Genomic DNA, 16,433 nt, shown 5'->3' on the forward strand with positions numbered 1-16,433 from the left:
CGAGCTTTAAGATGTCCCCTTCCTCTTTAGGTGGGGGAAAACAAACTACAACAGCTGGCGAGCATATCTCCCAGCTCGTTGAAACGCTAATTGGAAGATTTTTCTTCTAAAGAAGAAAAATTTGAACAATGGCGTTATAAATTATGAATCGGATAAATGAAAGGGCTTCTGCTTAGGCAGGAGCCCTTTTGTGTTGCTGCACCGGGAGGGAGCCGGTTCTTCAGGGGTATATAATTATTGGCAAAAAATCATGATAAGGGGTATAATTATATAGTATGTTTTTTCGACTTGGTATGTATGAAATGTTTATATGGAGGTATACATGAAGATAGAAGGTATGAACAAGTCTGACTGGCTTATGCTGATCCTTATCGTGGTGATTTTAATCGGTACTGATTACAGCAACCTGCAGACATTGGACTATATATTGTTCGTATGTGTTGCTTTTTGGGTGGTCATGCTGGGAATAAGATTATATGTCACCAATGTCAAAAATAAACGCTGAGGTGATATTGATGCTGAAAAAAATAGCCTGTATTTTATTTTTGCTGATTGTTCCTTTCATGCTGGTAGTATCGGGATGTGGCAAGGTCAGCTCCGATACGTCGGGGCCGGATGCTGCGGCTGCTCCGGGAAATGGCAGTAAGCTGAATGTGCAGATGCTGGATGTGGATCAGGGTGATGCAATCCTCATCAGGACAGGGGAGCAGACGATACTAATAGACACCGGTGATGATAAAATCCGTGCCGGGAAGCATAAGGGGGAAAACAATAACAGACTGTTTGAGGCTCTTGACAGTCTTGGAATTACCCATATTGACAAGCTGATAATAACCCATGCCCATAATGATCATATGGGGCTGGCAGCCAAGGTAATAAAAAGGTATGATGTAGCCGAACTGGTGTATAACGGTATTCCATCAGCCAACAAGGGCTTCAGGAATATGTTAACTGCTGCCAATAACAAGGGCGTGAAAAAGTCCAAGGTTAAGGCCGGAGATGTCCTTGATTTTGGCAATGATGTTTCCTTCAAGGTGCTGAGTCCCTCCCTTAAATTAGTGGAGGAAGATACAAAGCAGCAGGGCAGCTCTTCTGCTGATGAGGCACCGAAGATTAATGTCAATAATGAATCAATAGTGGGAAGGCTGACCTTTGGGGATTTTTCCATGCTGCTTACAGGGGATGCTGAAAAGGAAATCGAGCAGGAGCTGCTTCAGGAATATGGGAATGAGTTGACCTGCAAGGTGTACAAGGTGTCCCACCATGGCAGTAAGACCTCATCATCAAAGGAATTCCTTCAGGCGATAAAGCCTGAGCTGGCAATTATTTCCTGTGGGGTTGACAACCAATATGGTCATCCTCACAAGATAACAATGAAAAAATTTGCCACACTGGGAATTAAAGCATTGGAAACTGATCTCAATGGAACGATTACCATTGAAAGCGACGGTGTTTCGTATTCGGCAAGAGGAGAAAGATGACATGATATCAGGATATATTGACAGAATTGAAGAAGGACTGGCGGTTATTCTGCTGGGAGAAGAGGAGCATCAGGTGGAAATACCCTGCAGCATGCTGCCGGAATCTCTGAATGAAGGGATTTATGTAAAATTGGATATTTCCTTCGATGAAGAAAAGACCAAAGCGGCCTTGGAGGAAGCCAAGGCCTTGATGGAAGATTGATATAGGAGCGATTATTTTTGAAACAGCTTATATGGAAATTTACTCTGGCAGCCCTGTGTATGGTGATATTTTTAGCCGTAGGGACAGGGTCATGTCAGGCCTTACCCCGCAATGAAATAACAAGTTTTCATTATTCTACCTACAAGGATGGTGACCGTAACTGGCTGAAAATAGAGATTGGTCTGGATCGGGACAAGCTGGACTTTGAGGTGAGTGCCAATCCTGACAGGCAGAATCAGCTGTGGGTGTTAATGAAAAATACCGACAGTGGGGATGTAAAAAAGGACATCGGGTTGGACCGCAAAATTGCCAGGTATATGACCTTCAGGAAGAAAAACAAGAAGGATTTGCAGGTGATGGTGGCAGTTGATAAATCTCTTGATGAGCAGGAATGCAGGGTTTATCTTTCACCTCCGGACAAGAAGATCAAGGAAACCAGATTGGTGATAGAAATTGCGGACAGCAAGGCACCTGAACCGGTCAAGGACGAAAAAACGAATTTGCCGGAAGATGAGATCCTCAATAATGTAGCAGGTGCCACCATAGTAGTGGATGCAGGTCATGGCGGCAGTGACACTGGCGCTATCGGTCCTAATTATCTGAAGGAAAAGGATGTGACGCTTAACATAGCCCTGGAGATGTGTCGAATCCTCAAGGGAAATGGTGCGAGAGTTCTTATGAGCCGATATACAGATGTGGATGTTTTTGGCCCCTATGCCACTGACAGGCAGGAGCTCCAGGCCAGGGTCGATGTTGCCCACAATGATCCCCTTTCGGATATATTTGTCAGCATTCACTGTAATGCCTTTACAAGCCCTGAGGCCAATGGGACAGGTACCTATTATTACCCTCATTCCTATAATGATTCAGCATTGGCCCAGTTCATTCAGAGTGAAATGGTACAGGCAACCGGACTCAGGGACAGGGGAATCAGCAGTGCCAGATTTTATGTGTTGAGAAATTCGAGAATACCGGCGGTCTTGGTGGAAACAGCTTTTATAAGCAATCCTCATGAGGAGCAGATGCTGTCTGAAAGCCGTTGTCAGCATGCTATGGCCCTGGCAATATGCCGTGGTATCAATGCGTATTTTGGCAATAGGATAAAATAATGGAGGAACTGAAGAAATGAAAAAATTATTAATTGCATTGATGCTGGTATGCATGATCTTTTCGATTGCCGGCTGTGCCAAAGAGGAGCCGTCACCGGCCACTTCCGGCAAGTCCGCTGGGATTTCCGGTGAAGTCAATAAACAGGAAGCAGAAGACATAAAGGTAAAGCTGTATTTTCCAAACAATGACGCTTCGGAGATGGTGGCTGTAGAAAAGACTGTCAAGGTGACCGGTACTACCAAATACAAGGCTGCAATAGAGGCCCTGCTGGCCGGGACTACCGACAAGAAGCTGACAAATGTCATTCCAAAGAAAACAAAGCTTCTGGGAGCTGAGGTGGTAAAGGATACCATTAAGCTCAATTTCAGCAAGGAACTGATAGATGATTTTAATGGCGGGTCAACAGGCGAGGAAATGTTGGTGGGCTCGATAGTAAATACCATGACGGAGTTCCCTGAAATTAAAAAGGTACATATATTGGTTGAGGGGAAAACTGTGGATACCATAAAGGGGCATATGGATACGAGTGTCCCTTTGACACGCATGAAGGAGCTTCTTAAATAATCGGCATGGTATTCCTTCACGCCATTCTATGGAGGGAAGGGGTATTTGTCCCGGGGATACAGATATGTAAAGAAAACTGGCTGTTTACAGCCAGTTTTTATTTTGGGTAAAAGGTTTTTGCAGGGAAATATAGAATTATATATTGATATATGTTGTAAAAAATGATAATTATGTGGGAGGTAGAGCTTATGGGCCTTATCAAAGCAGGCATGGGTGCTGTTGGAGGAGTACTGGCCGATCAATGGAAGGAATTTATTTATTGTGAAAGTATTCCGGCAGATATCCTTGTGGCAAAAGGTCAAAAAAGGCTGAGCAGCCAGGGACGCAGCTCCAATACCAGTGCCGAGGATAATATAATTTCCAATGGCTCCATAGTAGCTGTTAACGCAGGACAATGCATGATCATTGTAGAACAGGGCAAGGTGGTTGATATATGCTCTGAACCTGGTGAGTATCAATATGATACTTCCCTGCAGCCATCTATTTTTACCGGTGGCCTGGCAGACAATGTAAAATCGATTTTTGGTGAAATCGGAAAAAGATTTACCTTTGGCGGTGATCCGGGGAAGGACCAGCGGGTATATTTTGTAAATACCAAGGAGATTATTGGCAATAAATATGGCACTCCAAGCCCAATACCTTTTGATACCTATGACAAGCGCAGTGGGCTCAGCATGACTGTGTCATTGAGATGCTTTGGGGAATACAGCTATAGGATTACCAATCCGATTCTGTTTTATACTAATGTATGCGGCAATATAGAGAGTGAATATTCACGGGAGTCCATTGACAGCCAGCTGAAAAGTGAGCTTATGACCAAGCTGCAGCCGGCTATGGCCAAGCTGGCTGAGCAGGAGATAAAGTACAGCAGTATTCCGGCTCATGTGGATGAATTGGCAGAAACCTTGAACAGCCTCCTCAGTAAAAAATGGGGTGAGCTAAGAGGCATTGAAATCGTTTCCTTCGGTGTCAGCAGCGTAAAGGCCAGTGATGAGGACGAAGAAAAAATCAAGGATTATCAGCGTTATGCCAGCATGGGCAATGCCCAGATGGCGGCACTTCAGACTGCCGGTGCCGGTGCTGATGCCATGAAGATGGCGGCATCCAACGAAGCAGGTGGAGCTGGTGCCATGGGTGCCTTTATGGGCATGGGAATGGCCGGTAATATGAGTGGAAACAATGCGGCACAATTATTCCAGATGTCGCAGAATCAGCAGGCGCAGCAACCACCACAGCAGCCACCACAGCAGTCGGCTCAGACTCCGGCTCCGGCTCAGAGCGCAGCTGCCAATTCCTGGCGATGTTCCTGTGGTCGGGAGAATACCGGGAATTTCTGCGTAGATTGTGGCAGCAAAAAGCCGGAAAATGGATGGACCTGCAGCTGTGGAGCTGTAAACCAGGGTAAGTTCTGCCCTGAATGCGGAGCGAAAAAGCCGGCAGATGCACCTTTGTATAAATGTGATAAATGTGGTTGGCAGCCGGAGGATCCACACCATCCACCTAAATTCTGTCCGGAATGTGGAGATCCTTTTGATGACAATGACATTCAATAATTTTTTTAAAGACTTGTTAAGAGGATTGGGGGATAGTAATGGCAGATACCTCAGTAAACTATAAATGCCCCAGCTGTGGAGCTCCTTTAGCCTATACCCCGGGCAAAGGCAACCAGATAAAATGTGAGTACTGTGAGAAGGCATTTACGGCAGAGGAGCTGGAGCAGTTTTATGCGGCCAAGGAATCATCGGCAGCCGAGGCACAGAAGGCCAAGGATTCCAAGATAGAAAAAAAGGAATACGAAATGGAGGCGGCGGGAGGTGCCTGGGATGCAGAAGAAATTGCTATCCTGAAGGCCATGACCTGCTCTTCCTGTGGTGCAGAAATAGTGTGCGATAACAACACCCTGGCTACGGAATGTGTATACTGTGGCAACCCGGTAATGGTGCCGGGCCGATATGAAAGCCAGCTTCGTCCTGATATGGTGATTCCTTTTCAGACTACCAAGGAGGATGCGAAAAAGGCCTTTGCTGAATATCATAAGGGCAAGTGGCTGTTGCCGGGGAATTTCGCCAGTAATGCCAGAGTTGAAGCCATTCAGGGCATGTATGTACCTTATTGGCTGTTTGACGAAAATATCGAAGCTGCCGGGGAATTTTCAGCTACGAAAACCAGATATTATACCGATGGAGATTATGATGTAACTGAAACGGATCATTACAGGATCCTGCGCAATGGCAGGATGAGCTTCCACAATGTTCCGGTAGATGGCAGTGCCAAGATGGACAACAAGTGGATGGAAAGTATTGAACCTTTTGATTACAGCAATATGGTACCTTTCACCACTACATACATGGCAGGTTTTTTGGCAGACAGGTACGATGTGACTGCCAGTGAGGCATTACCTGATGCTGAGATTCGCATCAGGGAATCTGCCGATGGCGTTCTGAGTGATTCTGTGGAGGGCTACAGTTCATGCACTACCGATGCCCTCAATGTGGTATGTACCAATGGTAAACAGCAATATGCCATGGCACCTATATGGATATTGAGTACCAAATATCAGGACAAACCATATACCTTTATCATGAATGGGCAGACAGGAAAGCTGGTAGGTGAACTGCCTGTTGATGAGAATAAGGCAAAGATGTATTGGGGATTGGCCGGGCTGATAACGCTGCCAATCACCTATTATATCTGCAAGTGGCTGGTTATACTCCTGGAGTCTATTTTTGAGGATTAGAATAGGGGGCAGAAAATTGAAGAAAAATTTTATGATTTTTATGTCCCTGCTTATGCTGGTTGTTTTTTCCCTACCGGTGATGATGCAGGCTGATGCTGCAGGCAAGACCTATGATTACTCAACCGGTACAGTCCAGGGTGAACAAAACAGGGTTGATAAGAAAAAGCTGCCTGCTGATACGGGAGATTTAAGCCTGCATGATTTTGCACAGGTAATAAATGATCGGCAGGAAAGCAAAAGCTTATTGGAAAAGCTGAACAGGATTGAGCATAGTCATGGTGTAAGGGTAGCCATAATGACTGTTTCATCCCTGGGGGGCAAGGATATAAATGCTTTTGCAGATGATACCCTGAATAAGTATTATCGTGATGAGGCGAACAATAATGGCAGTATTATAATGGTGGTTTGTCCCAGCGAGCGCAAATGGGCAATTTCCACGGATAATAACATGAGGGAGCGCATAACTGATGAGCATGGATATCCTGCCGTAAAGAATAGTTTTATTGACCATCTTTCGGGGAATAATTACACCGGGGCATTTAATGATTATGCTGAAAAGGTGGATGAGCTGCTTACTTACTATGAGAATGAAGGTGAGCCTTGGGATCCAAACAACAAATTCAGCTATGCAGGATTTATTCTTGGCATATTGGCGTCGGTGGGCATAGGTTACCTGTTTGTTAAACACCTGCGTGGCAAGATGAGCAATGTGCATCATGTGGATGAGGCCGATGATTATCTTGACCGGAATTCCATTGACATAACATATCAGGAGGATATTTTCCTTCATACTACCAGAACGGTAACGAAACGGTCTAATGACGATGATGATTCAAGCTCGGGAAGCAGCAGCAGTAATGGCGGTGGCAGCGGTAGCTATTAGTCGCCTTGGTCCCTGACAGCAGGCAGATAAAAATGATATATTATATACCCCTTTTGCAGTACGGCTGTGAAAGGGGTATATATTATGATACTGCTAATTTTTTTTCCACTTTTGGGCCGCTTTATGCTATAATGACACAGTTGAAAATAATTTAGGGAGCGATAAAAAGTGGATTTAAGCATAATGGAATTAATTAAAACAGTCATTCTTGGTATTGTGGAAGGTCTGACAGAATGGCTGCCAATAAGCAGCACCGGGCATATGATACTGGTGGATGAATTTATTCAGCTGAATGTATCTGAACAGTTTATGGACATGTTCCTGGTGGTTATTCAGCTGGGGGCAATAATGGCTGTCGTGGTACTGAATTTTGAAAAGCTTAATCCTTTTTCCGGGGAGAAGAATAAAGCTGAAAAAAGGGATACTTATATTCTCTGGTACAAGGTAATACTGGCCTGTGTGCCGGCGGCTGTCATAGGCTTGCTGTTCAATGACTACATGGAGGAGCACTTCATGACTGCGCTGGTGGTTTCGGCGACATTGATTTTTTATGGTATAATGTTCATTGTGGTAGAAAACTACAACAAGAAGCGTGTGCCTGTAGTCAATGATCTGAAGCAGCTGAGTTACAGGACAGCCTTTATAATCGGTTTATTCCAGGTACTGTCATTGGTGCCGGGAACCTCCCGTTCAGGAGCAACTATATTGGGTGGTATTTTATTTGGTGCCTCCCGCTATGTTGCTGCAGAGTTTACCTTCTTTTTGGCAATACCGGTTATGTTCGGGGCAAGTCTTCTAAAGATGGTAAAGTTTGGTTTCCATTATACAGGAGCAGAAATACTTATCCTGATAGTTGGTATGGCAACTGCTTTTGTGGTTTCCATATTATCCATCAAGTTTCTGTTGAAGTATATTAAGAACAATGATTTTAAGGCATTCGGTTATTACCGGATTGTTTTGGGTATTATAGTAATAGCATATCTGCTGCTGGTGGGTGATCCAACGCAGAATGGTTGACAGGGGGATGGCTTATGCGTTTTGTTTCATGGAATGTAAATGGTCTTAGGGCTTGCCTGACAAAGGGGTTTATGGAGACCTTCAGGGAAGTCGATGCTGATGTTTTTTGCCTGCAGGAGACCAAGATGCAGCCTGGGCAGGCGATACTGGAGCTGCCTGGCTATGAACAATACTGGAACAGCGCAGAGAAGAAGGGCTATTCCGGCACAGCTGTCTTCACCAGGGTTAAACCACTGAATGTTTCATATGGTCTGGGGATAGAGGAGCATGACCATGAGGGGCGTGTGATTACCCTGGAGTTTGACGGGTATTATCTGGTTACTGTATATACACCAAATTCCCAGAAGGAATTGGCTCGGCTGGATTATCGCATGGACTGGGAAAAGGCCTTTAAGGAATTTGTATGTGAACTGGACAGCAGGAAGCCTGTAATCATATGTGGTGACCTGAATGTTGCCCATAAGGAAATAGACCTGAAAAATCCAAAGACCAATCATAAAAATGCCGGATTTACAGATGAGGAGCGCCAGAAATTTACGGAGCTTCTGCAGGCCGGCTTTACTGATACATTTAGAAAGGTGTATCCGGATGTAACCGGAGCGTACACCTGGTGGTCATATCTTAGAAAGGCCAGGGCCAATAATGCCGGATGGCGTATAGACTACTTCCTTATTTCTAACCGCCTGGATGATAAAATCGAGTCTGCCACCATATATAATGAAATTTTCGGCAGCGACCACTGTCCGGTTGGGTTGGAGCTGAAATAAGATATTAAAAAAAACATCTATTATGCTACGTAAATAGCTGATAGATGTTTTTTTATACATTTGTAACATAATTATGCTTTAATTATGTTATAAATGTTCAAGGATGAGATTGTTATGCCTTTGATTATGCCTATAACGAGCTTTAAGATGTCCCCTTCCTCTTTAGGTGGGGGAAAACAAACTACAACAGCTGGCGAGCATATCTCCTAGCTCGTTGAAACGCTAATTGGAAGATTTTTCTTCTAAAGAAGAATTTGAACAATGGCGTTATAATGAAATAATATCTGGTAATAATTGGATATTTATACAGGATTTTTATTGGACTTTTTTTGCGTTATGGGACTGTAGACCTCTATTTAGCTAAAATCTTTTATATTTTTGTATTTATCAACTCATATTATTTACATGTATAAATAATTATGTTAATATTGTCTGGTGTTTGGGCCATGGTATATGGTCAACGATATGCTTAAAGGGAAGGAATGATTTAATACTATGGGGAAAAATAAGGATGTCGCCATAACTTTTGCTTTGCAGGATTATCTCAAGGGGATAGATCCGAAAAAAAAGAATAAATACATAAAGAATATGCTGGCACGCTTGTCTGAGTACAAGGAAACTGATAATACGATTACCATTTTTTTCAATGATATTGATTGGACCATAAGTGACAAGGAAATTGCCACATTTATGGACGTTGCCAAGGATTATGATTATATTTTCCAGGAAATATGTGATGAGGAAAGCGATAAGAAGCTGAATGTAGTACATGCCTCCAATGACCTGTTTTCCTGTCATGAGGAACCGGCAATAGTAAAGAAGTTCACGATGTGATTGCTATTGGTAGTTGTGATTGATATTTTTGTTGCAGAAAATCGCCACATATGATAAAATATCTCACAGTTTAAGAGTATAAAAACAATGATGAAGAAAGTATTCTGCCTGCGAAAATCAAAGCGAGCAAGGGACGGTGGGAGCCTTGCAGGAGTAACAGCGGAGGAAAATCACTTCTGAGTAGCAGGTCAAAATGCAGCGGTCATAGGGTGGCTGCAGAGTAGGCTGGGCCGGGATCTCCCGTTATAGAGATAGTATATGCTGGTATACGAAATAGGTGGTATAGTGAAGCTGGGTCTTCATCCTGTTTTGGGATGAAGGCTTTTTGTTTGTAATGTGGCTCCCGTCCTATTTTGGGTGGGAGCTTTTTGCATCTTATATACTGTCAGTGGGTTTATACAGCAAAAACAGGAGGTAATTATTTTGTATAACAAGGTTGACACAAATCTTAATTTCGTTGAGAGAGAAAGAGAAGTCCTGAAGTTTTGGAAAGAAAATGATATTGCCAAAAAGTGTATTGATATCCGTGAGGGCTGCGATACCTTTACCTTTTATGATGGGCCACCTACAGCCAATGGCAAGCCTCATATCGGTCATGTCCTTACCCGTGTAATCAAGGATATGCTGCCACGCTACCAGTCCATGAAGGGCAAGAAAATCCTCCGTAAGGCTGGTTGGGACACCCACGGACTGCCTGTAGAGCTTGAGGTAGAGAAAAAGCTGGGCCTGGATGGCAAGGAACAGATTGAAAAGTATGGTATTGAGCCATTTATCAAGGAATGCCGTGAGTCTGTATGGAAGTACAAGAGCATGTGGGAAGAATTTTCTGATGTGGTAGGCTTCTGGGCAGATATGGATAATCCATACATCACCTATGAAAATAATTATATTGAGTCTGTGTGGTGGGCTCTTAATGAAATCTGGAAAAAGGGTCTCCTCTATAAGGGGCATAAGGTTGTACCTTACTGTCCTCGTTGTGGTACTCCCCTTTCTTCCCATGAGGTAGCCCAGGGCTATAAGGACATAAAGGAGCGTTCAGCTATTGTGCGCTTTAAGGTAAAGGGAGAGGAAAACACCTCCTTCCTGGCATGGACAACAACTCCATGGACACTTCCTTCCAACCTTGGCCTGGTGGTTAATCCTGAGGTCGATTATGTAAAGGTGAAGTGCAATGGTGAAAACTTCATTTTGGCAGAAGCACTGGTAGAAAGCGTATTTGCCGGTGTTAAGTCCGCTGATAATCCTGAGGAGGATGCCAGGGTTGAGGTCGTAGAACGCTGCAAGGGCAAGGATTTGGAACGGGTAGAGTATGAGCCACTGTATCCGTTTGCCGTAGGCAAGGTCAAGAAGCAGTGCTTCTATGTAATGTGTGATGACTATGTAACCACCTCTGATGGTACCGGTATCGTTCATACTGCTCCGGCCTTTGGTGAGGATGATGCCAGGGTCTGCCGTAAATATGATATGGATTTTGTTCAGTTCGTGGACAGCAAAGGTGGCATGACTGAGGATACAAAGTGGCCGGGAGTCTTTGTAAAGGATGCCGATCCATTGATCTTGGACGATCTGAAGGCTTCAGGTGCACTCTTTAAGGCTCCTAAGTTTGAGCATAGCTATCCACACTGCTGGCGTTGTGATACTCCATTGATTTACTATGCCCGTGAATCCTGGTTTATCAAGATGACTGCTGTTAAGGAAAAGTTGATCGCCAATAATAAGACCATCAACTGGCTTCCTGAATCAATTGGTACCGGCCGTTTTGGTGAGTGGCTGGAGCATCTGCAGGACTGGGGCATCAGCCGTAACCGTTATTGGGGTACACCGCTTAATATTTGGGAGTGTTCCTGTGGCTGTCAGCATTCAGTGGGCTCCATCGAGGAGCTTAAATCCATGTCGGATAATTGCCCGGATGATATAGAGCTGCATCGTCCATATATCGATGATGTAACCATCAGGTGCCCTGAATGTGGCAAGGAAATGAAGCGTGTGCCGGAGGTAATCGATTGCTGGTTTGATTCCGGGTCCATGCCTTTTGCCCAGTGGCATTATCCATTTGAAAACAAGGAAATCTTTGAGGAGCGTTATCCTGCTGATTTCATTTCAGAGGCTGTAGATCAGACCCGTGGCTGGTTCTATTCCCTTTTGGCAATTTCAACACTGCTCTTTGACAATTCCTCCTATAAAAATGTAATAGTCCTTGGCCATGTTCAGGATAAGGATGGAAAGAAAATGAGCAAGTCCAAGGGCAATGCTGTTGATCCTATGGAAGCCTTGAATAAACACGGCGCTGATGCTATTCGCTGGTATTTCTATGAGAACAGTGCTCCTTGGCTGCCAAACCGTTTCCATGATGATGCGGTTCAGGAAGGCCAGAGAAAGTTTATGGGGACCCTCTGGAATACCTACGCATTCTATGTCCTCTATGCAAACATTGATAATTTCGATGCTACGAAGTATACCCTGGACTACGATAAGCTGTCTGTAATGGATAAGTGGGTACTGTCCAGGCTGAATACTCTCATAAAGACTGTTGACAGTAATCTGTCCAATTACAAGGTAACAGAGACGGCCAAGGCTCTGCAGGAGTTTGTGGATGAGCTTTCCAACTGGTATGTTCGTCGCAGCCGTGAACGCTTCTGGGGCAAGGAAATGAATCAGGACAAGATCAATGCCTATATGACCCTGTATACCGCTTTGGTTACTGTAATCAAGCTGGCTGCTCCTATGGTTCCTTTCATTACCGAGAGTATCTACCGCAACCTTGTGTGCAGCGTTGATGCCCAGGCACCAATTTCCGTGCATCTGACGGATTTCCCTGTTGCAAATGAGAGCTATATAGACGCCGAGCTGGAGAAGAATATGGAGCTTGTGCTGGAGGTTGTTGTTTTGGGCCGTGCTGCCCGTAATGCCTCCAATATCAAGAACCGCCAGCCAATAGGCAATATTTTCGTAAAGGCTGATAGGGAACTGGATGATTTCTTTAAGGAAATTGTTGCCGGTGAGCTGAATGTCAAGAACGTAGCCTTCAAGGATGATATGGAGGAATATCTTTCCTATACATTGAAGCCTCAGTTTAAGGTTCTTGGCCCTAAGGTGGGCAGGCAGATCAGTGAGGTCAAGGCAACCCTGGCGACACTGGATGGTGCAGCTGCCAAGGAGGAGCTGGAGAAGACCGGCAAGCTGAAGCTGGCATTGAAGAGCGGTGATGTGGAGCTGGTGCCTGAGGATATTGAGATAATCATGACACAGACCGAAGGCTTTGCAACCCAGCGTTATGGCAAGGTAACCATTGCACTGGAAACTACGCTGACTCCTGAGCTGATTGAGGAAGGCTTTGTCCGTGAGATAATCAGCAAGCTGCAGACCATGCGCAAGGAAAACGGCTTTGAAGTCACCGACCGCATTAATGTTTATGCTGCCGGCAATGATAAGCTGACCGATATTTTGTCCCGCAATGAGGACATGGTCAAAAATATTGTTCTCTGTGATGGTATTACCTATGGCTCTGTTGATGGTTTTTCCAAGGAATGGAATATCAATGGGGAAAATATCACTTTGGGTGTAAAATAAGCTAAAACTTCTAAAAGGCTTCTGTTTTTTGTGAAATACAGGAAACAGAAGCCTTTTTTTGATGACAACATTTTGTGTATTGGTGTAAAATTTATCTGTAGTAAAAATTCAAGGAGATATGGGGATGAAAAAATGGAAGAATTTGTAATAGATTTGCGCAATTTAAAGGAAGAGGACAAAAAGAGGGCCATCAGCCTGGAGCAAAAGCTCTTTGCCCTTAATCATACAATGCCGCACACCGATGAATACATGGAGGCAATAAGGAATATCTTTGGCAGACGATTTGGTGCAGGAAGCTATATCGTACCGCCATTGTCCCTGGTCTGTGCTGAAAATATGACCATTGGTAAAAATGTGTACATAAACAGCAACTTTTTGGCCATGTCAAGGGGCGGTATTACCATAGAGGACGATGTTCAGATTGCCGGCAATGTCTCCGTGCTGTCAAATAATCATGATCCCTATGAAAGGATGAAGCTCACCTGTCGGCCGGTGCTGATTAAGCATGGGGCCTGGATAGGTGCCGGAGCTACTATTCTGCCAGGGATAACAATCGGGGCCCATGCCATTGTAGGAGCAGGCTCCGTGGTTACCAGGGATGTGCCTGATTGCACCGTGGTGGTAGGCAATCCGGCTCATGTGGTCAAGAAGCTTGATGAGGAGAAATTTTTAGCAAAGGACAATATGACCGATAACAGCTATTTGGGCAGCTATAACTTTCAGGGGGGCGAAACGGGATATTTTAGCATGATTCCTTATGGTGAAAAGGATTCCTTGGCTGAAATACGCTTTTTGCCGCCGGATGGGGCAGAAAAAATCACAATCGGGGATAAGGAGCTAGGGTGGAAGCTGGCAGATGGTACGGTTTTAAATCTTACCAAAGGCCTTTTCACCAGGCGTCTTGGCGATAATATAGAGCCGGTAATCAAGGATCCGCGCAATCCGGGTAAAATGCTGGCAATTGATTATGAGGTCACAGATGGTGATATGACATTGGAGGAAGAGTGGTCCTTCCTGGATGATTTTTGTTGATTAGGCGTCGGGATTATACCCATTATTTTTGTTGGAGGATTAGTATATGGCCAGGCATATTCGCATGATTGATATAATATGCAAAAAGCGTGATGGTAAAGAACTGGATAAAGATGAGATTAAATTTTTTATAGATGGTATAGTGTCAGGGGCCATACCTGATTATCAGACATCAGCCCTGCTGATGGCCATCCATTTTCAGGGGATGACTGACAGGGAATTGGCCGATTTGACCCTACTGATGGCCAAATCAGGTGAGATGGTGGATTTGTCAGGCATCAAAGGGCTCAAGCTGGATAAACATTCCTCAGGGGGCGTGGGGGACAAAACAACTATGGTGGTAGCACCTATAGTAGCTGCCTGTGGTGGCATAATGGCCAAAATGAGCGGCCGGGGGCTGGGCCATACAGGTGGAACCATTGATAAGCTTGAAGCTATACCAGGGTTTAATACTGCTTTATGCAAGGAGGATTTTATTCACCAGGTGAATGAAATAGGGGTCAGTGTAATCGGACAAACAGGAAATCTGGCACCTGCTGACAAGATATTGTATGCCCTGAGGGATGTTACCGGGACAGTTCCCAATATTCCCCTGATTGCTTCATCCATTATGAGTAAAAAGCTGGCAGCGGGAGCGGATTGTATATTGCTGGATGTTAAATTTGGCAGTGGTGCCTTTATGAAAACTCCGGAGAGCGCTGTGGAACTGGCTCAAAAGATGGTGAGTATCGGTGAAAATAACGGTCGTCGTACTGCTGCCTATGTCACCAGTATGGATAGTCCCCTGGGGCAGAATATAGGTAATGCCCTGGAGGTACAGGAGGTAATAGATGTACTGAGAGGGCAGGGCCCCGAGGACTTAATTATCGAATGTGTATCCCTGGCAGCCTCCCTGCTGCATATGGCCAATAAGGGAGATATGGAGACCTGCAGGCAATTGGTACGCACCTCCATAGAGAATGGCAGTGCCCTGGAAAAGCTTCGTGAGATGGTGAAGGCCCAGGGAGGAGACGTATCGGTAATAGATGCTCCGGATGGATTCAGCAAGGCAGGGGTATGCCATGAGCTGAAGTCCAGAGAAGCGGGCTATATATCCGGGATGAATACTGAAGAAATAGGAATCGCTTCTACTATGCTGGGGGCAGGCAGAGAACAGCTTGACAGTGTTATAGATCCGGCAGCGGGTATTGTTATCTGGAGGAAAATTGGCGACAGGGTCGATAAAGGTGATGTGTTGGCTACGCTATATACCTCAAGGGATGAGTTGCTGGCTCCGGCTGCGGAACGGTATTATGGCGCTCTTACCTACAGCAGTAAGCAGCCGGAGAAGGGCAGTCTGGTATATGCCTTTGTGGACAAAAATGGCGTAGAGAGGCTGTAGCCCTTTGTTGCTGCGGACTATACCGGGGGCCCGAAGCAGCATTGACTTTTTTGGATATCTGTCTTACAATTTTACTGTTATTTGTGCTAGTATATTCACTTGCATGGTTATCTGCTGTAGGAGGATGTTTATCTGACCAGTACGGAGAATTATGGCGGTACTTGACTCAAAAGTATCGCTTTTATAATTTTGGAGGTTATATTAATGAGCAGGTTTTGTCCAAAGTGCGGAAGTGAAATTCAGGATGGGGTCAAATTTTGTCGGAGATGTGGGACAGCTTTGAATGTACGCCAAATCAAACCGGCAACATCGATCAATTACCAGTCTGGAAATTTTCAACAACCGCCTGGGGGCTATATGCCCAACCAATATAGCAGTAAATCACATGGCAACGGTTTTTATGTGTTGATTGCCACATTGATTTTTGCCCTGTGTGTGGGCTCGTTTATGATATTTTCCCATGTTGACCTGGACAAGTCTGATTCTGCAGCCAAGGATGAATATTCTGCCAGAGTAGAGAAGCATTCCCCGGATGCCTTGACACAGCCACAGCAACCACATAATACCGGAGTTATAACCGGTACGGAGGTGCGGATGCGTGGGGAGCCAAATCTACAGGGGAATATCATAGGATATTTTGATAGAGGCGAGGTTGTAGAAATAATTGATTCCACGCCGGAATGGGCCAAGGTAAAACGGGCTAATGGTGCTGTTGGTTGGGTGTCGGTTAAGTTTTGTTCTTTTTAATGAGGGTGAATGGTAATATGAATTATTATGAAAATCGGAATTTTAGATATGGCAGACATTATAGAAACAATCGTAACAGGAAGAAATCCTGGCCGAGGATTATAGGTG

At 44.7% G+C, this 16,433-nt stretch carries 16 protein-coding genes; all 16 read left to right on the top strand.

All coding sequences use genetic code 11. The features are described 5' to 3' along the window. The first annotated feature begins 322 nt into the window (after positions 1 to 322). The 16 genes from K6C05_RS01680 to K6C05_RS01755 all read left to right on the top strand — a co-directional run bounded on the left by K6C05_RS01680 (position 323) and on the right by K6C05_RS01755 (position 16,325). Positions 323 to 505 (top strand): hypothetical protein, encoded by a 183-nt coding sequence (locus K6C05_RS01680; RefSeq protein ID WP_296730620.1) that lies wholly within the window; start codon positions 323 to 325, stop codon positions 503 to 505. Continuing rightward, entirely contained in the window at positions 486 to 1,481 is a 996-nt protein-coding gene (locus K6C05_RS01685; protein ID WP_296730622.1) for a ComEC/Rec2 family competence protein, read from the top strand. The genes K6C05_RS01680 and K6C05_RS01685 overlap by 20 nt, the downstream gene beginning before the upstream one ends. A 1-nt stretch (position 1,482) precedes the next feature. After that, entirely contained in the window at positions 1,483 to 1,683 is a 201-nt protein-coding gene (locus K6C05_RS01690; protein WP_296730623.1) for a DUF3006 domain-containing protein, read from the top strand. Between the two features lie 17 nt (positions 1,684 to 1,700). Continuing rightward, on the top strand, positions 1,701 to 2,792 hold the full coding sequence (locus K6C05_RS01695; protein ID WP_296730625.1) for an N-acetylmuramoyl-L-alanine amidase: 1,092 nt from the start codon (positions 1,701 to 1,703) through the stop codon (positions 2,790 to 2,792). A gap of 16 nt (positions 2,793 to 2,808) precedes the next feature. Then, positions 2,809 to 3,357 carry a GerMN domain-containing protein gene (locus K6C05_RS01700; protein WP_296730627.1) on the top strand — a complete coding sequence of 183 codons (549 nt, stop codon included), beginning with the start codon at positions 2,809 to 2,811 and terminating at the stop codon, positions 3,355 to 3,357. Between the two features lie 161 nt (positions 3,358 to 3,518). Further along, the gene (locus K6C05_RS01705) at positions 3,519 to 4,910 is read left to right on the top strand and encodes an SPFH domain-containing protein (RefSeq protein ID WP_296730629.1); all 1,392 of its coding nucleotides are present in this window, start codon (positions 3,519 to 3,521) and stop codon (positions 4,908 to 4,910) included. 38 nt (positions 4,911 to 4,948) lie between these two features. Beyond that, entirely contained in the window at positions 4,949 to 6,094 is a 1,146-nt protein-coding gene (locus K6C05_RS01710) for a hypothetical protein (RefSeq protein ID WP_296730631.1), read from the top strand. Positions 6,095 to 6,110: 16 nt separating this feature from the next. Beyond that, positions 6,111 to 6,977, top strand: a complete 867-nt coding sequence (locus tag K6C05_RS01715) for a TPM domain-containing protein (RefSeq protein WP_296730632.1) — start codon at positions 6,111 to 6,113, stop codon at positions 6,975 to 6,977. Positions 6,978 to 7,160: 183 nt separating this feature from the next. Further along, positions 7,161 to 7,994 carry an undecaprenyl-diphosphate phosphatase gene (locus K6C05_RS01720; RefSeq protein WP_296730633.1) on the top strand — a complete coding sequence of 278 codons (834 nt, stop codon included), beginning with the start codon at positions 7,161 to 7,163 and terminating at the stop codon, positions 7,992 to 7,994. 14 nt (positions 7,995 to 8,008) lie between these two features. Then, the gene (locus K6C05_RS01725; RefSeq protein ID WP_296730635.1) at positions 8,009 to 8,761 is read left to right on the top strand and encodes an exodeoxyribonuclease III; all 753 of its coding nucleotides are present in this window, start codon (positions 8,009 to 8,011) and stop codon (positions 8,759 to 8,761) included. Between the two features lie 226 nt (positions 8,762 to 8,987). Further along, the gene (locus K6C05_RS01730) at positions 8,988 to 9,125 is read left to right on the top strand and encodes a hypothetical protein (RefSeq protein ID WP_296730637.1); all 138 of its coding nucleotides are present in this window, start codon (positions 8,988 to 8,990) and stop codon (positions 9,123 to 9,125) included. A gap of 131 nt (positions 9,126 to 9,256) precedes the next feature. After that, positions 9,257 to 9,595: a hypothetical protein gene (locus tag K6C05_RS01735; protein WP_296730639.1), complete on the top strand. Its 339-nt coding sequence runs from the start codon at positions 9,257 to 9,259 to the stop codon at positions 9,593 to 9,595. A 423-nt stretch (positions 9,596 to 10,018) separates the two neighbouring features. Then, on the top strand, positions 10,019 to 13,165 hold the full coding sequence (ileS, locus tag K6C05_RS01740; protein ID WP_296730641.1) for an isoleucine--tRNA ligase: 3,147 nt from the start codon (positions 10,019 to 10,021) through the stop codon (positions 13,163 to 13,165). Positions 13,166 to 13,297: 132 nt separating this feature from the next. Beyond that, positions 13,298 to 14,197, top strand: a complete 900-nt coding sequence (locus K6C05_RS01745) for a DapH/DapD/GlmU-related protein (protein WP_296730642.1) — start codon at positions 13,298 to 13,300, stop codon at positions 14,195 to 14,197. A 46-nt stretch (positions 14,198 to 14,243) separates the two neighbouring features. Continuing rightward, on the top strand, positions 14,244 to 15,578 hold the full coding sequence (locus K6C05_RS01750; RefSeq protein WP_296730644.1) for a pyrimidine-nucleoside phosphorylase: 1,335 nt from the start codon (positions 14,244 to 14,246) through the stop codon (positions 15,576 to 15,578). 204 nt (positions 15,579 to 15,782) lie between these two features. Beyond that, positions 15,783 to 16,325 (top strand): SH3 domain-containing protein, encoded by a 543-nt coding sequence (locus tag K6C05_RS01755; RefSeq protein WP_296730645.1) that lies wholly within the window; start codon positions 15,783 to 15,785, stop codon positions 16,323 to 16,325. Positions 16,326 to 16,433: the final 108 nt, after the last annotated feature.

Source organism: Anaerovibrio sp. (assembly GCF_024697385.1).
Taxonomy (GTDB): Bacteria; Bacillota; Negativicutes; order Selenomonadales; family Selenomonadaceae; genus Anaerovibrio.

Bases quoted from the DNA above. Each gene is read 5' to 3' on its own strand.
- K6C05_RS01680 (WP_296730620.1), top strand. From the start codon at position 323: ATGAAGATAGAAGGTATGAACAAGTCTGACTGGCTTATGCTGATCCTT.
- K6C05_RS01685 (WP_296730622.1), top strand. From the start codon at position 486: ATGTCAAAAATAAACGCTGAGGTGATATTGATGCTGAAAAAAATAGCC.
- K6C05_RS01690 (WP_296730623.1), top strand. From the start codon at position 1,483: ATGATATCAGGATATATTGACAGAATTGAAGAAGGACTGGCGGTTATT.
- K6C05_RS01700 (WP_296730627.1), top strand. From the start codon at position 2,809: ATGAAAAAATTATTAATTGCATTGATGCTGGTATGCATGATCTTTTCG.
- K6C05_RS01705 (WP_296730629.1), top strand. From the start codon at position 3,519: ATGATAATTATGTGGGAGGTAGAGCTTATGGGCCTTATCAAAGCAGGC.
- K6C05_RS01710 (WP_296730631.1), top strand. From the start codon at position 4,949: ATGGCAGATACCTCAGTAAACTATAAATGCCCCAGCTGTGGAGCTCCT.
- K6C05_RS01720 (WP_296730633.1), top strand. From the start codon at position 7,161: ATGGAATTAATTAAAACAGTCATTCTTGGTATTGTGGAAGGTCTGACA.
- K6C05_RS01725 (WP_296730635.1), top strand. From the start codon at position 8,009: ATGCGTTTTGTTTCATGGAATGTAAATGGTCTTAGGGCTTGCCTGACA.
- K6C05_RS01735 (WP_296730639.1), top strand. From the start codon at position 9,257: ATGGGGAAAAATAAGGATGTCGCCATAACTTTTGCTTTGCAGGATTAT.
- K6C05_RS01745 (WP_296730642.1), top strand. From the start codon at position 13,298: ATGGAAGAATTTGTAATAGATTTGCGCAATTTAAAGGAAGAGGACAAA.
- K6C05_RS01750 (WP_296730644.1), top strand. From the start codon at position 14,244: ATGGCCAGGCATATTCGCATGATTGATATAATATGCAAAAAGCGTGAT.
- K6C05_RS01755 (WP_296730645.1), top strand. From the start codon at position 15,783: ATGAGCAGGTTTTGTCCAAAGTGCGGAAGTGAAATTCAGGATGGGGTC.